The sequence below is a fragment of the Streptomyces sp. NPDC055025 genome, assembly GCF_053608565.1.
On sequence record NZ_JBSGVS010000070.1, the window covers coordinates 1 to 18,666 of the forward strand.

The 18,666-nt window shown below is 65.2% G+C and carries 26 protein-coding genes; 24 read left to right on the forward strand and 2 right to left on the reverse strand.

Translation table 11 applies throughout. The features are described 5' to 3' along the window. Window positions 1-24 precede the first annotated feature (24 nt). Window positions 25-843, reverse strand: coding sequence for a hypothetical protein (locus ACWGDX_RS32530; RefSeq protein ID WP_453631418.1), 819 nt, complete (start codon window positions 841-843; stop codon window positions 25-27). A 266-nt stretch (window positions 844-1,109) separates the two neighbouring features. Between ACWGDX_RS32530 and ACWGDX_RS32535 the strand changes: the two genes are divergently transcribed. The 14 genes from ACWGDX_RS32535 to ACWGDX_RS32600 all read left to right on the forward strand — a co-directional run bounded on the left by ACWGDX_RS32535 (window position 1,110) and on the right by ACWGDX_RS32600 (window position 13,160). After that, entirely contained in the window at window positions 1,110-1,379 is a 270-nt protein-coding gene (locus ACWGDX_RS32535) for a hypothetical protein (RefSeq protein ID WP_453631420.1), read from the forward strand. Then, on the forward strand, window positions 1,376-1,711 hold the full coding sequence (locus tag ACWGDX_RS32540; RefSeq protein WP_453631422.1) for a phage head-tail adapter protein: 336 nt from the start codon (window positions 1,376-1,378) through the stop codon (window positions 1,709-1,711). Before ACWGDX_RS32535 ends, ACWGDX_RS32540 begins: the two co-directional genes overlap by 4 nt. An 8-nt stretch (window positions 1,712-1,719) precedes the next feature. After that, complete coding sequence (locus ACWGDX_RS32545; RefSeq protein WP_453631423.1) at window positions 1,720-2,079, forward strand: DUF5403 family protein; 360 nt, start codon at window positions 1,720-1,722, stop codon at window positions 2,077-2,079. Beyond that, window positions 2,079-2,579 carry a hypothetical protein gene (locus ACWGDX_RS32550; protein ID WP_453631425.1) on the forward strand — a complete coding sequence of 167 codons (501 nt, stop codon included), beginning with the start codon at window positions 2,079-2,081 and terminating at the stop codon, window positions 2,577-2,579. The genes ACWGDX_RS32545 and ACWGDX_RS32550 overlap by 1 nt, the downstream gene beginning before the upstream one ends. 74 nt (window positions 2,580-2,653) lie before the next feature. Then, the gene (locus tag ACWGDX_RS32555) at window positions 2,654-3,394 is read left to right on the forward strand and encodes a phage tail tube protein (RefSeq protein WP_453631427.1); all 741 of its coding nucleotides are present in this window, start codon (window positions 2,654-2,656) and stop codon (window positions 3,392-3,394) included. A 53-nt stretch (window positions 3,395-3,447) separates the two neighbouring features. Further along, on the forward strand, window positions 3,448-3,786 hold the full coding sequence (locus ACWGDX_RS32560) for a phage tail assembly protein (protein ID WP_453631429.1): 339 nt from the start codon (window positions 3,448-3,450) through the stop codon (window positions 3,784-3,786). Window positions 3,787-3,851: 65 nt separating this feature from the next. Next, window positions 3,852-4,160, forward strand: coding sequence for a hypothetical protein (locus ACWGDX_RS32565; RefSeq protein ID WP_453631431.1), 309 nt, complete (start codon window positions 3,852-3,854; stop codon window positions 4,158-4,160). Between the two features lie 3 nt (window positions 4,161-4,163). After that, on the forward strand, window positions 4,164-7,469 hold the full coding sequence (locus tag ACWGDX_RS32570) for a phage tail protein (RefSeq protein ID WP_453631432.1): 3,306 nt from the start codon (window positions 4,164-4,166) through the stop codon (window positions 7,467-7,469). Next, window positions 7,470-8,312 carry a phage tail family protein gene (locus ACWGDX_RS32575; protein ID WP_453631434.1) on the forward strand — a complete coding sequence of 281 codons (843 nt, stop codon included), beginning with the start codon at window positions 7,470-7,472 and terminating at the stop codon, window positions 8,310-8,312. 1 nt (window position 8,313) lies between these two features. Next, a complete protein-coding gene (locus ACWGDX_RS32580) occupies window positions 8,314-10,269 on the forward strand; it encodes a siphovirus ReqiPepy6 Gp37-like family protein (protein WP_453631509.1) in 1,956 nt (651 codons plus the stop codon). Window positions 10,270-10,344: 75 nt separating this feature from the next. Further along, complete coding sequence (locus ACWGDX_RS32585) at window positions 10,345-11,598, forward strand: tail fiber domain-containing protein (protein WP_453631436.1); 1,254 nt, start codon at window positions 10,345-10,347, stop codon at window positions 11,596-11,598. Beyond that, window positions 11,595-11,942, forward strand: a complete 348-nt coding sequence (locus ACWGDX_RS32590) for a DUF2746 domain-containing protein (protein ID WP_453631438.1) — start codon at window positions 11,595-11,597, stop codon at window positions 11,940-11,942. The genes ACWGDX_RS32585 and ACWGDX_RS32590 overlap by 4 nt, the downstream gene beginning before the upstream one ends. 70 nt (window positions 11,943-12,012) lie before the next feature. Continuing rightward, a complete protein-coding gene (locus ACWGDX_RS32595) occupies window positions 12,013-12,954 on the forward strand; it encodes a peptidoglycan-binding domain-containing protein (protein ID WP_453631440.1) in 942 nt (313 codons plus the stop codon). Further along, a complete protein-coding gene (locus tag ACWGDX_RS32600; protein WP_453631442.1) occupies window positions 12,951-13,160 on the forward strand; it encodes a DUF7439 family protein in 210 nt (69 codons plus the stop codon). Before ACWGDX_RS32595 ends, ACWGDX_RS32600 begins: the two co-directional genes overlap by 4 nt. A 46-nt stretch (window positions 13,161-13,206) precedes the next feature. Here ACWGDX_RS32600 and ACWGDX_RS32605 read toward each other — a convergent pair whose 3' ends face one another. Then, window positions 13,207-13,548: a hypothetical protein gene (locus ACWGDX_RS32605; protein ID WP_453631444.1), complete on the reverse strand. Its 342-nt coding sequence runs from the start codon at window positions 13,546-13,548 to the stop codon at window positions 13,207-13,209. A gap of 123 nt (window positions 13,549-13,671) precedes the next feature. Between ACWGDX_RS32605 and ACWGDX_RS32610 the strand changes: the two genes are divergently transcribed. From ACWGDX_RS32610 to ACWGDX_RS32655, 10 genes are all read left to right on the forward strand, one after another. After that, entirely contained in the window at window positions 13,672-14,142 is a 471-nt protein-coding gene (locus ACWGDX_RS32610; RefSeq protein ID WP_453631446.1) for a hypothetical protein, read from the forward strand. A 247-nt stretch (window positions 14,143-14,389) separates the two neighbouring features. After that, window positions 14,390-14,656, forward strand: coding sequence for a hypothetical protein (locus tag ACWGDX_RS32615; RefSeq protein ID WP_453631448.1), 267 nt, complete (start codon window positions 14,390-14,392; stop codon window positions 14,654-14,656). Next, complete coding sequence (locus ACWGDX_RS32620) at window positions 14,656-15,591, forward strand: hypothetical protein (RefSeq protein WP_453631450.1); 936 nt, start codon at window positions 14,656-14,658, stop codon at window positions 15,589-15,591. Before ACWGDX_RS32615 ends, ACWGDX_RS32620 begins: the two co-directional genes overlap by 1 nt. Before the next feature lie 83 nt (window positions 15,592-15,674). Beyond that, window positions 15,675-16,121, forward strand: coding sequence for a hypothetical protein (locus tag ACWGDX_RS32625; protein ID WP_453631452.1), 447 nt, complete (start codon window positions 15,675-15,677; stop codon window positions 16,119-16,121). Window positions 16,122-16,211: 90 nt separating this feature from the next. Next, window positions 16,212-16,634, forward strand: a complete 423-nt coding sequence (locus ACWGDX_RS32630) for a hypothetical protein (RefSeq protein ID WP_453631453.1) — start codon at window positions 16,212-16,214, stop codon at window positions 16,632-16,634. Window positions 16,635-16,703: 69 nt separating this feature from the next. Further along, entirely contained in the window at window positions 16,704-17,573 is an 870-nt protein-coding gene (locus tag ACWGDX_RS32635; protein ID WP_453631455.1) for an AAA family ATPase, read from the forward strand. A gap of 12 nt (window positions 17,574-17,585) precedes the next feature. Further along, the gene (locus tag ACWGDX_RS32640) at window positions 17,586-17,966 is read left to right on the forward strand and encodes a hypothetical protein (RefSeq protein WP_453631457.1); all 381 of its coding nucleotides are present in this window, start codon (window positions 17,586-17,588) and stop codon (window positions 17,964-17,966) included. Continuing rightward, window positions 17,963-18,109 (forward strand): hypothetical protein, encoded by a 147-nt coding sequence (locus ACWGDX_RS32645; protein ID WP_453631459.1) that lies wholly within the window; start codon window positions 17,963-17,965, stop codon window positions 18,107-18,109. The genes ACWGDX_RS32640 and ACWGDX_RS32645 overlap by 4 nt, the downstream gene beginning before the upstream one ends. Continuing rightward, the gene (locus ACWGDX_RS32650) at window positions 18,106-18,243 is read left to right on the forward strand and encodes a hypothetical protein (protein WP_453631461.1); all 138 of its coding nucleotides are present in this window, start codon (window positions 18,106-18,108) and stop codon (window positions 18,241-18,243) included. The genes ACWGDX_RS32645 and ACWGDX_RS32650 overlap by 4 nt, the downstream gene beginning before the upstream one ends. Continuing rightward, complete coding sequence (locus ACWGDX_RS32655; protein WP_453631463.1) at window positions 18,240-18,662, forward strand: CHC2 zinc finger domain-containing protein; 423 nt, start codon at window positions 18,240-18,242, stop codon at window positions 18,660-18,662. Before ACWGDX_RS32650 ends, ACWGDX_RS32655 begins: the two co-directional genes overlap by 4 nt. Window positions 18,663-18,666 lie beyond the last annotated feature (4 nt).

An 18,666-nucleotide genomic window follows, 5' to 3' on the forward strand; every position in this document is an offset into this window, starting at 1 on the left:
GGTCAGCCCAGTGGGCTGACCCCGTCACGGGTTGATGTCCAGATTTTTAGTACGGGTGTTGAAAAAGTACTTCACTACAGTCTCGGGAAAAGAGACAAACGGCTTCCCATCGTCATCAATCTCAACATTTCCGGCTTTGCCATCCGCGACCCAATAGAGCGTCGCAGTCCACTCAACTACGCCTTCCGTCTGCCCCATCAAGACAAACTTCTCAGGCTCGGAAGAAGAGACTCGATACGGGAAATCTATTGGCTTCGATATGAGATTTCCTTCATCGTCAACATCGGCGATTTCAAATTTTGGACGCGGCGCATCCAGATCCGTCTTGAAGAATCTCGCAGGAAACCCTCCACCACACTGATCCCCCACCGTCGCCAGATCACCCAGAGTGGACTTCTTTACGATATTCGGCTTTAGGCCCTCCAGTATCACAACCTGTTCTTTCTTTCCCTCAATTGTGACATCGACTCTATTTCCAGTGGGAACCTGAGAGCCTGTCGAATTTTTCGACTTTTCCAGAACACTATCCATTTGATCCCCGAAAGGGTCCACGCCTCGCAGATCGGATCTAAGTTTCTGCGCGAAAAAATTCGGCTCTTTGCTTAAAAGCCAGGTGGAACAAAAGACGGCATCATTCGCCCCGACAGTGAGTACCGGCTTGTTCGGTTCTTCGCCGCCGAACGCAGCGGAAAATACTTCGATCCCACCCTGCGTCAACCAGCCGCCGATCACAGCAGCCGCGACAACACCATAAGCCGTAACCAAGGCCGGTCTCTTCCACCAAGGGACCTGAGGGGCATTGCCGCCAACCTCTCCAGAACCAGGGCTTCCTGTGCTGCTCATTTAGCCTCCAGGTTCAATTCTGCACACGCTACACAGCACGTCGTCTGCATTGTTCCACATCCGAGACAAGGGATGACTTGACCTACGCTAACCTCAAGGACTTGCTCGACCGCCTTGATTGGGAACTTGACGCCGACGAGCTGCGAATCGGCGCCAGCGCCCTGGAAGATGCGACTGAGCTGGCGATCACTTACGGCCGGGAGTGGCCAGTAAACACCGTACCCCGATTGGTACGGACACTCGTGCTGAAGGCCGCAACTCGGTACATGCGCAACCCTGCCGGATACACCCAGTCGCGCGCCGGGGACGAAACGCTCGGCTGGTCTGACGCGCATGGACGGGACGCGGGGACCGTGTACTTCACCCGCGAGGAGATCCGGCTCCTTGAGGGAATCGCCGGGCAGAAGCCCGGACTCGCGAGCGTCGTCGTCAGCTCGTGGGGCACCAAGCTCCGGCCCAGGAATGCCGGACGTGTGCCCGTGGACTACGGGGGCGACTCGTTCCCGATGTTCTCGGACGAGGTGAGTCCCTGGTGAGCGTCCAGCGAAGGCGCGGCCAGAAGGCCCGCGTCTGGACGACGGCCGAGGTCGTCGACAACCGAGGCAACACGGTGATCGCCGCGGACCCGGAAGGGGCGATCGAGGTCACCGCGGCTTTCATTCCTCAGCGGAGCGCGCGGGCGGAGGTGCCCGGTCAGCAGCAGATCAACGTGACCCGGATGATCGTGAGCGCTCACCTCGAAGGCGTGTCCCTCTGGTCCCTGGTCGAGTACGCGGGCCGTCAGTGGGATGTGGTTTCCCCGCCCGCGTATCACCATGGCCACCGCCTCACCCGGCATTGGTCAATCGATATCCGGGAGCGGCCCTGATGGTTTTCATGTACGCGAAGACCCCTCGCATTCTGTCCCGGCATCAGGACGTCCAAGACGAGCTCGAACGAGTCGTGTTCGAGATCGCTGTCAGGGCCGAGGAGATTCTCGTTCAGCACCGCGCCGATGGTGACTCGTCGATCGAGGTCGAAGAGGGCGACGTGGACAAGTACGTCGTTCTGAGCGACGAGCGCGGCCAGAAGGCCGCCCTCAGCATCGAGTACGGCCGCGCGGCTTACACGGTGACTCGAAAAGACAAGTTCGGCAATGAATTCGAGGTCGAAGTCCCGGGGATGGACGGCCTATACGTGCTGGCGACGGCCTCCGGTCTTCCGAAGAAGCGCAAGGGCAAGGTGAAGCTCGACTAGTGGCCGGCGTTCCTGATCACATCAAGGCACTCGCCGAACTCAGCCCAGTCGAAGACCTGTTGCTCTCCATCCTGCGGGACAGATTGCCAGGTATCCGCGTGAAGTCTCTCGTCGACCAGCACGAAGTGTTCCCGCTGGTCCTTATCCGCCGCGATCCCTCATTCGGCGCGTGGAGTGGAGATACCCGTTTCACCGACGCAGCCCGGGTGGTCATCAACTGTTTCGCGCAGGACCCCGACGGAGACGAGGACGCGGCGATCCTCTCCGAGGCTGTACGCGTCGTCCTGCGGGACGCCTGGCTGAACAACGTCGTCGTACCCGGGCGAGGTCACATCACCCGCGTGGACATGAACAGTTCGCCGCGACGCGCCTCGGACTGGGCCACTGCGACGGGGCCGGTGCAATACGCGAATCTCCCCACGGGCGTGTGGAGGTACGAGTCGATTTACGACATCCAGATCAGGAAGCCGCGCACGCGCCCCTATCCCCTCCCTCAGTAACCATCCCGCACAAGACCTCGGTCAGCTTTCCAGCGGCCGGGGTCTTTGGCGTGCGCGAGTAAGGACTCCCCTCTTTGCCCATAAATGACGCTGCGACACTAGTCGTCGGCTCCGGTAACTACCTTACGGCCCCGACCGGCACCGCGATGCCGGATGACCTTCTGGTCCCGGTGTCGCCTTGGCAGAACGTCGGCCACACCAGCCTTGAAGACGTCTTCGGAATCACCTCCGAAGGCGGTGAGGCAACCACGATCGGCACGCTCCAGAACAAGTCTCTCCGCACGAAATACAGCGCGAGAACCGAAACAATGACGTTCACGCTGCAACAGCTCGACGCTGCGGCACTGCGTCTCTACTTCGGCGCGAACGCGCCGATCCTGCCGGACGGCAGCGTGGGTGTCCCAGCCAACCCGCAGCCCACGCAGGCCGCCTTCATGGCGATTTTCGTCGATGGCGAGAATCATTTCGCGTTCTACGTACCGAAGGCGGAGATCTACCGCAACGACGACATGGCGATCGGCGACACGGAATCCCTCGCAGGCTTGCCCCTCGGCGTCAAGCCGATGACGTTCGGGTCCAACTCGTGGACCTACGCGGTCACCCCGCTGGGCGGCACTGTCGCGACCGGCGCGACCGCAGGCATTCCCGGGTCCTTCACCCCGGCCGGCGCGGTCGCCCCAGCGAATCTGGCCGAACTGGCGGCGGTGATCGCCACCCCGTCGACCGCATGGACGACGGGACAGTATGTCGTCCTCGGTGACTCCTCGAAGGCGGCCTGGTCCGGCTCCGCCTGGGTGACCGGCCCCGCGACTTGACCTCCCTGGTCCGCTTCTCCGTTCCTCTTCACTCCCTCGGAGGTCCCACACCCATGGCTTCTTACTCTCTCGACGAGATTCGCGCCGCAGCCGAGGCCCGCTACGGCAGTACGGACATCGAGCTCGGCACCGGCACGGTGCGACTGCTCAACCCGTTGCGACTGCCGAAGCAGAAGCGCGACGACCTGGCCGGCCTTCAAGACAAGCTCAGCGCCGAGGACGCCGATCAGGAAGCGCTTATGTCCCAGGCGATCCGCCTCGTCGCCGACTCCGGCAAGGCCGCTGACAAGTTGCTCAGCGCGGTCGGCGGTGACCTTGCCGTCCTGGCGGAGATCTTCGACCGGTACGGCAAGGGCACCCAGGTGGGGGAAGCCTCGGCCTCTGCCGCCTGATCGACCAGTACGGAGAGGGTCTCTACCCCGATCTGCTGCACCACTTCGGTGTCGACCTGACCGAAGTGATCGCTGGCCGGGGGCCCTCGCCCTCTCTGGTCCTCGCGCTGGTGCGGAGGCTCCCCGATACGTCCCTGACCGTCGCCCTGGCGTCGGGCGGCAGGGAGTTCTTCGGCTGGGGTCAGGACCGCCACCTCACGGCTGACCTCTACGACGCCATCAATGCCAACACGCGGGCCACGGGCCAGTGGGGCAAAGGCAAGGCCCCGAAGATCCCGGCATACCCGCGCCCCAAGAAGTCCACGGCGAACACCGCCGGCAAGCGCCACCCCATGTCGGTGGCCGAGATCTACAAGCGGTTCGCGGGGAGGTAGCCCATGCCTGCGGGCCAGGTGATCGGGCGCATTTCCGTGCGCGTCCTGCCCGACACGTCCGACTTCAAGGAAGAGGCGAAGACTCAACTCCGCCGTATCGAGCAGCAGCTCACGGTCACGATCAGCACGAAGATCGACACGACCGGCGCGCGGAAGGGCGTCCTCGAAGCCGTCCGGGACATCAATCGGGACAACAAGGTCGACTCCCGGAAGATCCGCTTCTACACGAGGATCGCCACCGACGGCATGGCAACGGCCGTACGCCAAGCGGCTCGTGAACTCCAGAGCCGGGCGAACAGCCAGAAGGTCGCCTTCAAAGTCGATGACCTCAAGGCCCATGGCAAAATCGAGCTGGAACTCGACCAGCGTTCCGCCGACCGGGCCAAGCAGAAGATCAAGGACTGGCTCGACGGCATCTCCCCGCTGACGGTGCCGGTCAAGCTCGACATTGCCAACGGGACCGGCGCCGCCATATCCGCGCGGCTTCAGATCCTCACCCGTCCGCGTACGGTGCCGATCGTCCCCGAGCTGGACAACACTGCCGTTCTTCGGGTGGCAACGGCCCTGGCCGCGCTGTCCGGCGCCCGGGTGCTGAACTCGATGTTCGAGAAGCTCGGTAACACCCTCCGAAACCTCGACAAGAGCGTCCCGATCATCGGGTCACTCGCGCTCGCAATTGCCGGCCTCGCCGGATGGGGACTCTCCGCCGCCTCGAACCTGGCCGCGCTGTCCGCGTCCCTGGCCTCGATCGGCTCAACCACACTCCTGTTGCCCGGCCTCCTCGGCGGCATCGCGGTCGGCCTGGGCGTCACCATCGCCGCCTTCCGCGACTTCAACACCATCCTGCCCGAGGTCAAGGCGGCCCTGTCGGGTCTTCAAGACACGATCAGCAAGAACTTCTGGGCCAAGGCCGCGGAGCCGATCCGCACGATGGCCGATGAACTCCTCCCGGAATTCACGGCCGGAGTCGCCCAAACCGGCACACAGCTCGGCGGATTCTTCGCCGACTTCGCCGCATCGCTAAAGGGCGCGCTCAACCCGGCCCTGACCCAGATGTTCACCGACCTGTCCGCGTCGATCACGGTCGCGGCCACAGGCACAGGCGCCTTCGCGAACAGCATCGCTGTCCTCGGGCAAGTCGGCACGTCCTACCTGCCTGCCCTGGCTCAGTGGTTCGTCGACATCAGCACGCGGTTCTCCGACTTTCTTACGAAGTCCGAGGGGAACGGCAACCTCAAGGGCTGGATCGACGAGGGCATTCAGGCCCTCAAAGATCTCGGCTCGGTTCTGCTGAATGTTGGCGGCATCCTGGCCGGCATCGCGCGGGCGGCCGAGGCTGCGGGTGGCTCTTCGCTCGGCATGATGGCCGACACGCTGGAGCGCATCCACAGCACCGTGGACAGCGCGGGCTTCCAGGCGGGCTTGATCGGCGTCTTCAGGGGTGCCCACGCGGCGATGAACGCCATCGCCACCCAGTCGGGCCCGGCGGTCAAGGAGTTGCTCTCGCAGCTCGCCCAGCTTGCAGAAACGATTCTGCCGCAAGTCGGGCAGATCATCGGCACAGCTTTGTCGGCCGTCGCGAATGGGCTCAACCAGCCAGGCGTCATGGGCGGCGTACACGCCCTATTTGACGGCATTCAGGCCGCGGTGACCGGACTCGCCCCCGCGATGGCCCCACTCGGCCAGGCGCTCGGTGCGCTGATGACTCTCGTCGGCGCGTTCGCCGCGATGCTCGGCCCGCTCGCCGCCGCCGCGCTCGTACCGCTCGCCCAGGCGTTCGCGGCACTGGCCCCTTCGATCGTCCCAATCGTTCAGCTCCTCGGCGGTGCACTCACCACGGCCGTACAGGCGCTTGCCCCGATCGTCGCCCAACTGGTCCCGGTCGTCGGCGCAATGCTGGCTGCGGCGTTTGGCCTGCTCCAAGCGGTACTGCCCGTCGTTGCCCAGTTGTTCCAGCAGATCGTCACGGCAGTGGCTCCGCTGGTCACACAGCTCATCTCCGGACTCGGGCCGATCCTGCCCGTGATCGCTGGGTTCATCGCCCAGGTCCTCGCCGCGCTGACGCCGGTGGTCTCGATCCTGATCGAGATCGTCTCGGCCGTCATCACCCCGCTGATCCCGATGCTTCAGAGCATCGTCTCGGCGATCCTGCCTCCGCTCGCGGACGCATTTCAGCGTGTCGCCGAAGCCGTGCAGCCGCTACTTGAGGCACTGCTCGCGGTCGTCGACTTCCTGATGCCGGTCCTGGTACCGGTGATCCAGTTCGTCATCCAGGTCTTGGGCGGCGCCCTTGTCGCCTGTATCAACGGTGTCGCCCTGGTCCTCGAAGGATTCGTCGAGTTTTTCAAGGGCGTCTGGAACACGGTCAAGGGCGTTTTCGAGATCTTCTGGGGTCTCTTCGAGGGCATCTTCACCGGCAACTGGGACACCTTCAAGCAGGGCTTCGAGGATCTGTGGGACGGCATCCTCGGGATGCTCAAGGGCATCTGGGACGCAATCCTCGGTGCGCTGGAAGTCTTCCTGAACCTCGGAATTCTCGGCTTGGCGGGCAAGGCTCTCAAGGCAATCCGCGCCTTGTGGGATGCGGCCTGGGGCGGCATCCGCATGGCGGGTGTCGTCATCTGGGACGCCATCAAGACGGCGTTCACCGGCTTCGGGTCCACCCTGTCGAGCCTGGGCAGTTCGATGATGTCCGGCCTCCGTCAGCTCTTTTCGGCGGGCTGGGAAGCAATCAAGTCGGCTGCCGGTTCGGCGATGTCCGCCCTCGGACGGGTCATATCCACCGGCGTCACCAACGCGATCAAGTTCGTCAAGGAACTGCCAGGCGAGGCGAGGTCCGCTCTCACGAGCCTCGGCTCCACGCTCGTCAGCGCGGGAAAGGCCCTGATCCAGGGGCTCATCGACGGCATCACCTCGATGTTCAGTGCGGTGAAGGACAAGCTCGGGTCGCTGACCTCGAAGCTGACCGACTGGAAGGGCCCCGAGTCCCTTGACCGTGTGCTCCTGGTGGGCGCCGGCCAGCTCGTCGTTGACGGGTTCATCAAGGGCCTCGAATCCCGGTACGACGCCGTTCGCAAGTCGCTCCGCGGACTGACCGACGAGGTGGCGGACACCTCGTTCGCCTTGCCAGGCGTGAGGCAGACCGGTGCTTCGCACGCCATCAATACGGCCCTGTCCAGTGCGCTGAACGCCCGCTCCGAAGGGTGCGGCACGACGCGGGTCCTCAACTACTACGCGGCGCCCGGCGCCAGTCTCAGCGGCGAAGAGGATCTCTTCGCCGCCGCCAACCGAGCACGAATGGGGTGGTGAGTGACTGCGCTCCTGCTGCAAACCCCGGGCGATCAGCTCGACCTCAATGAGGTGGCCCAAACCGGTGTCGGCTACCAAGCCACCGCCGGACTCACCGGTCTCGGCCTGCCGCCCGTCGCGGTCCAGTGGTTGGAGGGGGCTGGGGACGGCGCGCGCTACCGGGGCCAACGGGCCCTGTCCCGGACCCTCGACATGCCGTTGAACGTCGTGGGTCGCGACAGACGACACCTTGCCTCACTCGTGTCCCGGCTGGCGCGGGCTGTCGCCAGCCCGTGCGCCCTCGTCGTAGTGGACGACGAGGGCACCCGCTGGTCCACATCGGTGATCCGCACAGGTGGTGGAGACATAGAACTCGATGGCAGCCATGAGCTTGACACGGTGATCACCTGGCGGGCACCTGACCCCTTCTTTACGGCCGAGAAGGTCTCCCGCCAGACAGTCGGCGGCGACCCTGGCATGCCCTTCCTGTCGGCGATGGCCTCTCTTCCCCTCGCCGCCTCGCAGGCAATTGGGGAGATGCAGCTCGACAACACCGGAGACGCTGACGCCTACCCGGTGTGGGAGATCTTCGGTCCGGGTCGGGACCTCACCCTGACAGCACCGACCGGCGATTTCCTGCGCTGGGCTGGAGCTCTCTCCTCGGCAGAGCGGCTCACGGTCGACACGCGCGCCGGAACGGTCACGGACGGCCAGGGCCTGAACCGGTACTCCGATCTCGCGTCGGCGCCTCGCTTCTGGACCGTGCCGCCCGGGGTGTCGACCGCCAGCGTGCAACTCCTCGACACCACGGCGGCTTCGAGGATCGTGTGCTCTTGGAGGCCGCGGCGATGGTTGGTGATCTGAACTGAAACTCGCGGACCTCACGGTCGAGGTCAGAGACAAGACTCTGACTCGCCTCGGCCTCATCCGGCCCGAAGACCTGGCATTCGAGGTCGCGGACACCTTCAACAACGTCGGTGCGTGGAAACTGACAATGGCCTCGGAGCACCCGCTCGCGGACGTGCTCCGCACACCGGGGTCCGGGCTGATTGTCACGGGCCCTGAGGACGTCCTGATGTCCGGGCCGGTCGTCTCCTCCCAGTACGCGGCCACTCCGGAGGACCGGCGCGGAAGCATCGTCTTCGACGGGGTGTCCGACTCGGTGATCCTCGCCGACATGCTCGCCTGGCCCCAGCCCTCCAACCCCGACGTGACCACCCAGACGGCCGGGCATGACAAGCGCACCGGACCGGCCGAGACTTTGATGCACGCATACGTCGCGGCGAACTGCGGTCCCCTGGCGCCCGCCGCGCGACGCAAGGCCGGACTGACCATGGGCATGGACCAGGGGCGCGGTCCGGTCATCTCCAAGTCCGCCCGCTTCCCCGCCCTGGGGGAACTGCTGACCGCCATCGCGGTCGTCGGGGACCTCGGGTTCCGCATCGTCCAGCGCGGCGCCCATCTCGCCTTCGAGACGTACCAGGTGACCGACCGGACGAAGGAGGTACGGCTCGACGTCCTGGCCGGCAGCCTCGCCGGCCAACGCGTCGCGGTCTCGACGCCCGGAGCAACCCGAGTGATCGTCGCGGGCCAGGGCGAACAGGTGGACCGGACATTCGTCCCTGTCGACAACGCGGTCTCGGTCGGCGCCGAGAACGACTGGGGCCGCCGTATTGAACGCTTCGTCGACCAGCGGAACACCGACAACCTCGACGAGCTCGCCCAGGCCGGCACCGAGGTGTTGGCGGACGAAGGCTTCACGGCAACCGCTGTGCAGGCCGTACCTGTCGAGGACTCCACGACCGAGTTCGGCGTCGACTGGGGCCTCGGCGACCGTGTCACCGTGATCGCAGGAGGCGAGGAGCTGACCGCGCCCGTCACTGGGTTGGTCATCAAGGCCAATGACAGCGGCTTCCGGGCCGGGGCCCTGCTTGGTGACCCGAGCACCTTCGACCCGAACCCGACTTCCGGACAACGTCCACAGAGCACTGAACGGCGCGTGTCCGCACTGGAGAGGACTGCCGAGGGAGGGGGGTCGAGCGGGGCTCCCGGGCCGCAAGGGCCCAAAGGCGAACCCGGTGTTGTCCAGGCCGTCAACGGGTTCAGCGCACCGAGCATCACACTTGTCGCGGCCGACGTCGGCGCCGCACCTGCCGTCCACACGCACACCGCCGCGCAAGTAGGAGCCATCGCCACAACCGCGAGGGGCACTGCGAACGGCGTGGCCTCGCTCGACGGGGCGGGCAAGGTCCCTCCCACCCAGCTACCCGAGGTGTTCCTCCCGGGCGATCTGGGCCTCAAGTCCTGGGCGTTCGACCCCGGCTTGGGAATGTCCGACTACAAGTACCCCTCGTCCGGATCGCTCCGCGTCACAGCCGTACCGATCCATGCCGCCACCACCGTGTCGAAGATCGTCTGGCACGTCTTCGGGTACGCGGGTGGCCTTCTGGCGGGCAGCAACGCAGGCATCTTCAACTCGGCCGGCACACGCGTTGCTCAGGTCGGCGACATGACTGGGGAAACCAAGCTCCCTGGCGTCCACAACGTCGGAGGCGCCACCGTCGCCGCACCGCTCACTGCGAGCGTGTCACTTCCCTCGGGCATCTACTACGTGGCCTGGTGGTTCAAATACACCGCGAGCCCGATTGACGGCCCTGCGCTGCTCGTCGCCGACTCGGCCGCGACCGCCCCGCCCGGCCGGTTCGGGCTGAACAACATCCACCGCTTCGGCGTCGTCAGCTCTGTGTCGAGCTTCCCGAGCACGCTCAACTTCGCCACGTTCGAAGGCGGCCCTAACCGATTCTGGGTTGGCCTCGCCTGAGTCCCCTATCTCTCCCCCACCATGAGCCCCCGCGAACGTCGGGGCCTTTCCGTTGCCACAGGAAGGAACCGCTTAGTGGCGAAAAGCTCGTACCCCTTTGACGGGCAGGCCGCGACCGAATCTCAGTACAGCCGCCTATTCCGCGAGTTCCAGGACTCAGGAGTCGTCGGGTCGGCAGATGGCACAGACCTGAAAGTCTTCGCGGACGGGTCCGGCATGAAGGTCTTCGTGCAACCGGGCTTCGCGATCCTGCGTGGCCACGCCTTCTTCTCCGCAGCCGTCGAGCCGCTGGACATCACGGCCGCCGGCAGCTCGGAGCGCAAGGACCGCGTGGTGCTCCGTCTCGATCCCACGGCGAACAGCATCGGTCTTGCCGTTCTGAAGGGGCCGACCGGCGGCGAGGCAGTAGACGTCACGCAGACGGACACCGACATCTTCGAACTCTCCCTCGGTCTGGTGACCGTGGCTGCGGGGGCAACGAACATCCCAGCCGACGCGGTGACTGAGGAGCGGCGCTACTCGGGCTCCCGAGTCGGCACCTGGACGACGAACACGCGTCCTTCCCTCCCTCGGACCGGTCAGCTCGGACTCAACCGCACCACTAAGGCGTGGGAGTACTGGGACGGGGCGGCCTGGGCTGATCTCGCCCCCACTGTTACGTGGTCGAACATCGCCGGTCGTCCGACAGCCTTCGCCCCAGCGGCGCACACGCACGGATGGGCAGCCGTCACCGACAAGCCGACGACCTTCCCGCCATCGAGCCATACGCACGATTGGGGAGCGGTCTCCGGGAAGCCTGCGACCTTCCCACCTGTCACCCACTCGCATGCGTGGTCGTCCATTACGAGCCGTCCCTCAACCTTCGCGCCGAGCTCGCACTCCCACGGTTCGTATCTGGAAGCAGGCGACACCATCTCGTGGGCCAACGGCACCAAGAGAGTTCACAACGACAGTGTGAGCGGCTCGGGCACGTACTACGCGGTGTGGGTGCAGGGTGATGGGACCTTTGCCCGGAACACCAGCTCGCTTAGGTTCAAGCAGAACGTCCGGGACCACGGCGTCGCCCCCGAGGCCGTCCTTGCCCTCCGGCCTCGGATCTACGACCGGCGCCCGAAGGAAAGTGGTTCGGATGATTATCTGCGGGACGAGTTCGGCCTGATCGCCGAGGAAGTCGCCGAACACCTCCCGGAGATCGTCACCCGAGACGAAAACGGCGTGATCGACGCCCTTCGCTACGACCTTCTCGGAGTGGCTCTCCTGCCTGTTGTCCAAGACCAGGCGAAGCGGATCGAACGCTTGGAGGCTCTCGTCGAGGAGCTAAGGCAGTGAGTCTCGACCCCTCCGTTCAGGTCGCCGCGGTCTCGGCAGGCGGAATGATCGTCGCCGCCGGCTTCGGCGTCCTGGTCGAGCTGCTGCGCCGACAGGGCAGCACCATCGCCGAGGTCGCCGAGCACGCACAGGAAGCCCGCGAACAGGTAGTCAACACGCACGAGACGAATCTTCGCGACGACCTGGACCGCGTGCTCGCGAACCTCGGCCGTGTCCTTGATGGCCAAGTCGAGCACAGCCGCAACATCACCGCCCTGCGCACCGAGCTGGCGCACGAGCGCGCCGAACGCCTCGCCGTCGCCGAACGACTCGATGAACACATAGCGCACAACCCCGCCAACTGACCAACCCAGCAGGGCCCTGTCTCGAAGAGGTGGGGCCCGTTCTCATGTCCCAAAAGGAGCAACTCACTCAGTGGCACGACCCCAGACCTATCCCAAGGCCGACGCGAAGACCCAGTGGTTCCAGACCAAGTACCCCGGCTCAACGATGGATGCCAATGTCGGCGTCATCCACACCACCGAGGGGACCGGTTGGCCTTCGTACGACGGCGGCGCCTCGGCCCCGACCATCACCGCAAAGCCCGACTTCAAGGCGAAGAAGCTGCTCTACCGCCAGCACTTCCCGATCGACAAGAGCGCCCGCGCCTTGGTCAACGCGAAGGGCGGCACTGAGACGAACACACTCAACGCCTTCCAGATCGAGTTGACCGGCACATGTGACCCGGCCACGCACGCCAAGTGGACGAAGGCCGGGTACTCGTACATTTACTGGCCTGCGGCGCCGGATTGGGCGCTTCGAGGGCTGGCCGAGCTGTTCGCCTGGCTCAACAAGGAGCATGGTATTCCGCTCAAGTCCACCGTGAACTTCCTGCCCTATCCGAAGTCGTCTGGCTCGTCGGGAGGCCAGCGCCTTAGCGCGAAGGCATGGCAGGGGTACTACGGCTGGTTGGGTCACCAGCACATACCGGAGAACTCCCATGGCGATCCGGGGAACTTCCCGATCGACAAGGTGCTCGCGTACGCCAAGGGCGTCACGCCGCCAAAGCCACCGACTCCCTCCAAGCCGACTTCGAGCATCGTCGCCAAGCCGACTTCGAGCATCGTCGCCCTGGCCTCAGGCGTGAAGCCGGGCGCGCGCCACAAGCAGGTGAAGGAGCTTCAGCAGCTACTGATCAAGGCTGGCTACGGCCCTATCCCCGGCTCGATCACCGATCTCTACGGGCCTGAGACCCAGAAGGCCGTGGGCCGCTTCCACAGCAAGAACCCCCAGTACCGGAGCAAGGGGAAGTCGTACGACCCGGTGATCGGGAAGAGCGGCTTCAAGGAGCTCCAGAAGGAAGCAGGCCGCAAGTGAACAAGATCCGCGGCCCGATCGCGGGCATCGTGAATGCTCTCCCGGTGCGCTACCGCACCCGTGCGGGGGCCGTCATAGCCGCGCTGGGCGTCCTCGTCAGCATCACGGCTGTCGTCTTCACAGACCGACCCGAGGTGGCCGTTGTCGTGCAGTTCCTCACCGCGATCGGCGCGATCGCCCCGGACGACTCCGTGGACGTCGAGTAACCCGAAGCCCCCGCTGGCCTACCTGGCTGGCGGGGGCCTCTCGTCGTTACAGCTTGCCGGCTGCCTTGGCCGCGTTGATCTCGTCGACCGTCATCTCCGGCGTCTTGCTGTGGCCGCGAGCAGTGGCGGACTTCTTCGCCGGGGCCTTCTTGGCGGTGGTCTTCTTCGCTGGGGCCCTCTTCGCCGGAGCTTTGGCTGTGGGGGCAGGCGGAGCGGGGGTGTCCTGTGGCGGGAGGTCGATGAGAACACCCTCGAACGCCTCGGCGTGGTCAGCGCACCGGTCCGTTTCACCTGCGCGGCCATCATCGGCCGAAATCGAGTACTGCTTGGTCGGTACCCCGACACGCTTGCACGTATCGCACACCCGAACTTTCACTTCGACGAGCACAACCCTTACACCTGCTCACTGGTCTCTGCTTGACGGGCTCAACTCTTACATGGCACAGTAGAGCCAGCGTGATCGGACCATCCCATTCACGCTGCTTGACGACGCCATCAAGGGAAGGACGACATGCCGGCCAGGTCCAAGGTACAGAACACGGGCGAAGCCGTCCGCTGGATCGAGGAAGGTAAGTCCTACTCCTGGATCGTCGAGAAGTACCTTGAGAAGTACGGCATTGAGACGACCACCTCAATGTGGGCAACCTTCCGGCACCGCCAGGGTCTCGATCGGCAGATCACCAGGGACACCGACCTGATTCCGTGGGCTGTCGACGCTAAGCACCGTTGGAAGTACCCACTGACCATGCTGCGCTACGAAGCGCGGACCCGAGCCGGGCACACGCTCAAGCCTGACCAGCGAGAACGCCTCGACAAATGGAAGGCGGCGCTGGAAGAGAAGAACCGCGTCGTCTACTACGACCCCGACACCGAGGCTGGCTTTTTCCTCGTGCCGCGCGAAGAGACGGACACCGATCTAATTCGCGTACCGAAGGCGCCCAAAGCAGAAGAGAAAGCGGCCGAGGCGGAGACGGAAGACTGAAAGGGCCCCACTGCGGGGCCCTTTATCGTTGCGCAGGAATCAGCCCCAGGGATGACATCCCTGGGGCTTCGTCGTACCCGAGAGGGAAGGTCAACCCTCCCCTACGACACTAGGCGGAGGGGATGCTTCCGGTAGTTTTTGAAAGGGTTGACCTTGCCGTCATCGACAGGCGAGACAACTAGCGAAGAGGAATCGAACGAACGCCAGGGCCGGGGGGGGCGCGCTGGCGAGGGAGAGGAGCCGGTGCATGACGCACGGCCGTGGGGCGGACTTTGGGACTGTCGACCAGCCGAGGACCGCTCGGCAGATCTGTCGCCCAGGTGTCACGCTCTACGTCAACGAGGAGCAGCTCGATTTCCACATCACGGCGAGTCCCGACCATACGACGGAGAACCTCACCGCAGTCCTGCGGGCCGCCGAAGATCTGGGCCTGAGTCTGCTTGACCAGGACGAATGCGAGCCGGAGGTCCTACCGGACGACTCCATTCGCCTCTACCTGAAGTCCATCGCCTGATGTCCCTGGAGATGCCAAGAGTGCCCCTAGATCTGAAGCAACTGCCTACCCCGACCCCGAGCGTCCCCCGTGACGGATGGGGTCGCCCCCTGGTCGTCCCGAAGGGCGGAGGGAAACCGCAGAGCCTGACCCGCACCACCACGTTCATCGACTGTATTGAAGACAAGTCGGCGCTGTCCGCCTGGCGCCAGCGCATGACGCTGGTGGGGACCGCGAGGCATCCCGCCCTCCTGGACGTGGTGAGGCAGCTCGATCCGGACGACGCGAGCGACAAGCGTCGACTGAACACCCTCGCCGAACAGGCGGCCGACCTCGCCGGGGCCAGCGCGAAGCGGGAGAGAGGCACTCACCTGCACGCCCTGTCGGAGTACGTCGACCGAGGCGAGGAGCTGCCGGCCAGCAGCTCGCCGAGCGACGTGGCGGACATGGCCGCCTACAAAGTGGAGACCGTCGACTTCGACGTGGTGGCGGTCGAACAGTTCGTCGTGGTCGACGAACTCGGCGCCGGGGGCACGTTCGACCGAATGCTCCGCTACTCCGGGCCCGGACCGGACGGAGAACTCATCGAGGGCCTGTTCATTGGCGATCTGAAGACCGGCTCGGTGCAGAAGGGCCGCCTGAAGATGGCCGCCCAGCTCGCGGTCTACTCGCGCGGCGAGTTGTACGACCACACGCTGTGTCCCGTGGACGCCGGGGACAAAAAGGCGCTCGCCGCCTGGAAAAAGTCGGAGGTGCCGGCCGCCGTGGCGTCCGCCGCATACGCACCCATCCCTGCCGTGAACAAGGACTGGGGCATTGTCATCCACCTGCCTGCCGGGGAGGCACGCTGCACCCTGTACTGGGCGGATCTCCGCCTCGGTTGGGAGGCCGCCCGGTTGGCCCTGGACCTGCGCCGAATGCGATCCGCGAAGGGCGCACTGGCTCAGTTCAACTGACGCTAGCTTCTACCCAATGATTGAGATAGTGTGGCAGAAGCACGGAAAAGTCCGCGCGGCAAGAACGGAGAGGGGTACAGCGAGTGGCCGATGAAGGCCGATCCATCACCGTCACCATCAAGTACGGCCGGGGCCACGACGACTCGTGGGCCGTATTTCGCGGCAGCCCGACCGAGGTCCGCAAGGACATCGAAGCTTTTTTCAGCCTCGATGGTAAGAGTGTGGCTGATCTCTCGCTACATGAACTCGTCGTCGAGGCCGGTCAGATCGCGCAGAGCACGACAACCGTGGCGAAGGGGCTGAACGCACGGATCGTGCCCCAGACCGCCCCGGAACCCACCGCCGCACGGAAGGCAGCAGAGGCCCCCGCCTCCGCACAGTCGATGGCCAACGCGGTACTGGAGCAGATCGCGGCCTGCAAGAACACGGAAGAGCTGCGACGGCTGTGGGCAACGAACCAAACCGCCTTCGGTGATCAGGCCGTCATGGACGCCTGGAAGGCGCGCGGTCGAGCCCTCAAAGGTTCGTAGTGGCCCGCCGCTCACGCTCCGCGTCCCCGCACAGCATCACCCATACCCCGTTCCCCGACAGAGTGGAGACCAGTAGTGCCCTTGAACCTCATGGACATCCCAACCGCTAACGGCGGCTGGTTCCGGCCCAAGGAGGTAGCCGAAGCAGTCGCGATCCTCCTGGAAGTCAAGCAGTTCGACCGCCAGCGGCCGACGCCCAACGGACCGAAGGACTCGGTTCTGTGTGATGTGACCGTCTTCAAGACCCCGGAGCAGCTCGACAAGCTCGCGCCCGAGGTCTCGAAGGGGCAGCGCATCGAGCAGACCGTCCTCGCCCGCGACCTCGAAACCGTCGTCGGCGGCGCCGTCCTGGTCACCGTGGCGCAGGTACCCGCGAAGAAGCCGGGCGCGCACCCCGCGTGGGTCTGGAAGCAGATCACCGACACGGGCATCCGCAACCAGGTCGTCGCGTACGCCTCCCAACGGGACGCGGCGGTCGACGCAGCCGTGGCGGACGCCCCCGACTTCGACTGAGCAGTGGCCGGCACGGGGGCGGTCGTCCTGGCCGCCCCCGGCTTCACCGATGGAAGGAGGCACCGCGGAGTGCTCACCCCTGGAAGGTCCCTGACTCTGCACTCGGAGTCGGGCAAGGAACTCCCGCGCATCGAGGCGTTCGACGCCCTCTACAACCTCGGCTGTCGGCCCCGGCACGGCGAAGTCGTGATGATCGCTGGTCGATCCGGCACGCAGAAGAGCGGGCTCGCCCTGTTCTGGGTCGCCAGCATGGGCCTGCCGACCCTGTACTTCAGCGCAGACATGAGCGCCTTCACGGCCAGCTCCCGCCTGGCCTCGATGGCAACCGGTGACACGACCGAAATGGTCGAAGCAGGTATGGCCGAGGGCGGCCGGTACCGCGAGACGTACCTCAACGCACTCAGCGGCAGCCGGATCACCTTCTCGTTCGGCTCGCCGATCACCTGGCGGGCCGTGGACGAAGAGCTGGAGGCGTACGTCGAACTGTGGAACGCGTACCCGGCCGTCGTGGTCTGCGACAACCTGATGGACTTCGAGAACGCCGAGAGCGACTACACCGAACAGATGGCGGTGATGAGCGGCCTGACCGAGCTGGCTCGCGCCACGGAGTCCACCGTCATCGTCCTTCACCATGCCTCCGACAAGTCGTGGGAGGCCAAGAGCGACCCATGGGCCCCGCCGAGCCGGGACCAGGTGAAGGGCGGGCTGAGCGAGAAGCCCGAGCTGTCGCTGTCCGTGGCACTCGATCCGACCTCGCTCGAATTCAAGATCGCCGTGATCAAACAACGAATGGGCCCGAGCGATCCAACCGCACGCCGGTACGCGACCCTGCGGTGCCATCCGGAGATCACGACGTTCTCCAAGCTCGAACCCCGTATCTCGCCCCCACCCCAGCCTGCGGCCCGCGCGTGGTCGCCGCTCGGGGCTCTGAAGCAGTGAGGATTGTAAGAGTTGAACGAGGTAGTAGCGCGGAACCGCAGGAACAAGCGGCGGGGCGCGAGTTGGGAAGCCGAGATCCGCGACGGCCTCCGGGGGGTCGGAGTCGACATCGAGCGACTGCGGCTCGTCGGCAAGGACGATGAGGGCGATCACGTCGTGCGCTGGGATGGCGGCCAGTACCTGGTCATAGAGGCCAAGAACGCTGCCTTCGAACCGGGTGCGTTCATCAGGGAGGCCCTTCGCGAGCGCGACAACTTCGCGCGGCACCGCGGCCTGGACCCGAAAGACGTGGACGTGATCGTGATTGTCCGCCGTCGGGGAGCGAACTGGCGCCAGGCGTACGTCCTGACCACCGTCGAGGAGTTTTTCGATCTGCTGCCGGAGGCGGCATGAGCCTCTTCGAGGAGATCGCCGAGCATAGGCGACTTGCCCGTGAGCTGGCCGAGCTCCTGGACGAGACCAGCGAACCGGACGGCCTGACCGAGTTGGGCTGGGACGGCGAGAGCGACTGCTTCAAAGGTCGGCGGGTCGCATGACCGACGCCGACGTACTGGCAGTCGACGCTTTCTTCGATCTGCTCGACGACGCCGAATTCGACGCGCAACTCCTACTCGCCACAGAAGAGTTCTTCGACATCAACATGCGCGACCTGGATTGGATGCTCCCGTGAGGCTTGGCCGCCTGGGGCACCGCGACTTCGACGACGAAGACGGCACGAGGCCGACCTTGGAAGCGGTGCTCGAACACTACGAGGTCGACTTCAACCCCCACCGGTCCTACGGCATGGCCCGTTGCCCGCTGCACCAGGACAACACTCCCTCGCTCTCCTACAACCTCGACCGGCAGGTCTGGAAGTGCCACTCCTGCCACAAGGGCGGGGACAGCTACGAACTGATCATGGAAAAGGAGCCGACCACCTTTGTCGGAGCGAAATCCCTTGCGGCCTCTCTCGCCCTCGCAGTGCGCGACGCTGGAGGAAGCGACGAGCGCGTATCAGGCAGCGCTTACGGCGGGCGCCGCACGGTACCTTCTCGCTCGCGGGATAGGGCAGGCCGAGGCGGATACGTACCGGCTTGGCGTCGTCGCTGACCCC

What these genes read in the sequence shown, in the direction of transcription:
- ACWGDX_RS32530 (WP_453631418.1), bottom strand. Translation starts at nt 843, where the DNA reads ATGAGCAGCACAGGAAGCCCTGGTTCTGGAGAGGTTGGCGGCAATGCC.
- ACWGDX_RS32535 (WP_453631420.1), top strand. Translation starts at nt 1,110, where the DNA reads ATGCGCAACCCTGCCGGATACACCCAGTCGCGCGCCGGGGACGAAACG.
- ACWGDX_RS32545 (WP_453631423.1), top strand. Translation starts at nt 1,720, where the DNA reads ATGTACGCGAAGACCCCTCGCATTCTGTCCCGGCATCAGGACGTCCAA.
- ACWGDX_RS32560 (WP_453631429.1), top strand. Translation starts at nt 3,448, where the DNA reads ATGGCTTCTTACTCTCTCGACGAGATTCGCGCCGCAGCCGAGGCCCGC.
- ACWGDX_RS32570 (WP_453631432.1), top strand. Translation starts at nt 4,164, where the DNA reads ATGCCTGCGGGCCAGGTGATCGGGCGCATTTCCGTGCGCGTCCTGCCC.
- ACWGDX_RS32610 (WP_453631446.1), top strand. Translation starts at nt 13,672, where the DNA reads ATGCCGGCCAGGTCCAAGGTACAGAACACGGGCGAAGCCGTCCGCTGG.
- ACWGDX_RS32615 (WP_453631448.1), top strand. Translation starts at nt 14,390, where the DNA reads ATGACGCACGGCCGTGGGGCGGACTTTGGGACTGTCGACCAGCCGAGG.
- ACWGDX_RS32620 (WP_453631450.1), top strand. Translation starts at nt 14,656, where the DNA reads ATGTCCCTGGAGATGCCAAGAGTGCCCCTAGATCTGAAGCAACTGCCT.
- ACWGDX_RS32630 (WP_453631453.1), top strand. Translation starts at nt 16,212, where the DNA reads ATGGACATCCCAACCGCTAACGGCGGCTGGTTCCGGCCCAAGGAGGTA.
- ACWGDX_RS32645 (WP_453631459.1), top strand. Translation starts at nt 17,963, where the DNA reads ATGAGCCTCTTCGAGGAGATCGCCGAGCATAGGCGACTTGCCCGTGAG.
- ACWGDX_RS32650 (WP_453631461.1), top strand. Translation starts at nt 18,106, where the DNA reads ATGACCGACGCCGACGTACTGGCAGTCGACGCTTTCTTCGATCTGCTC.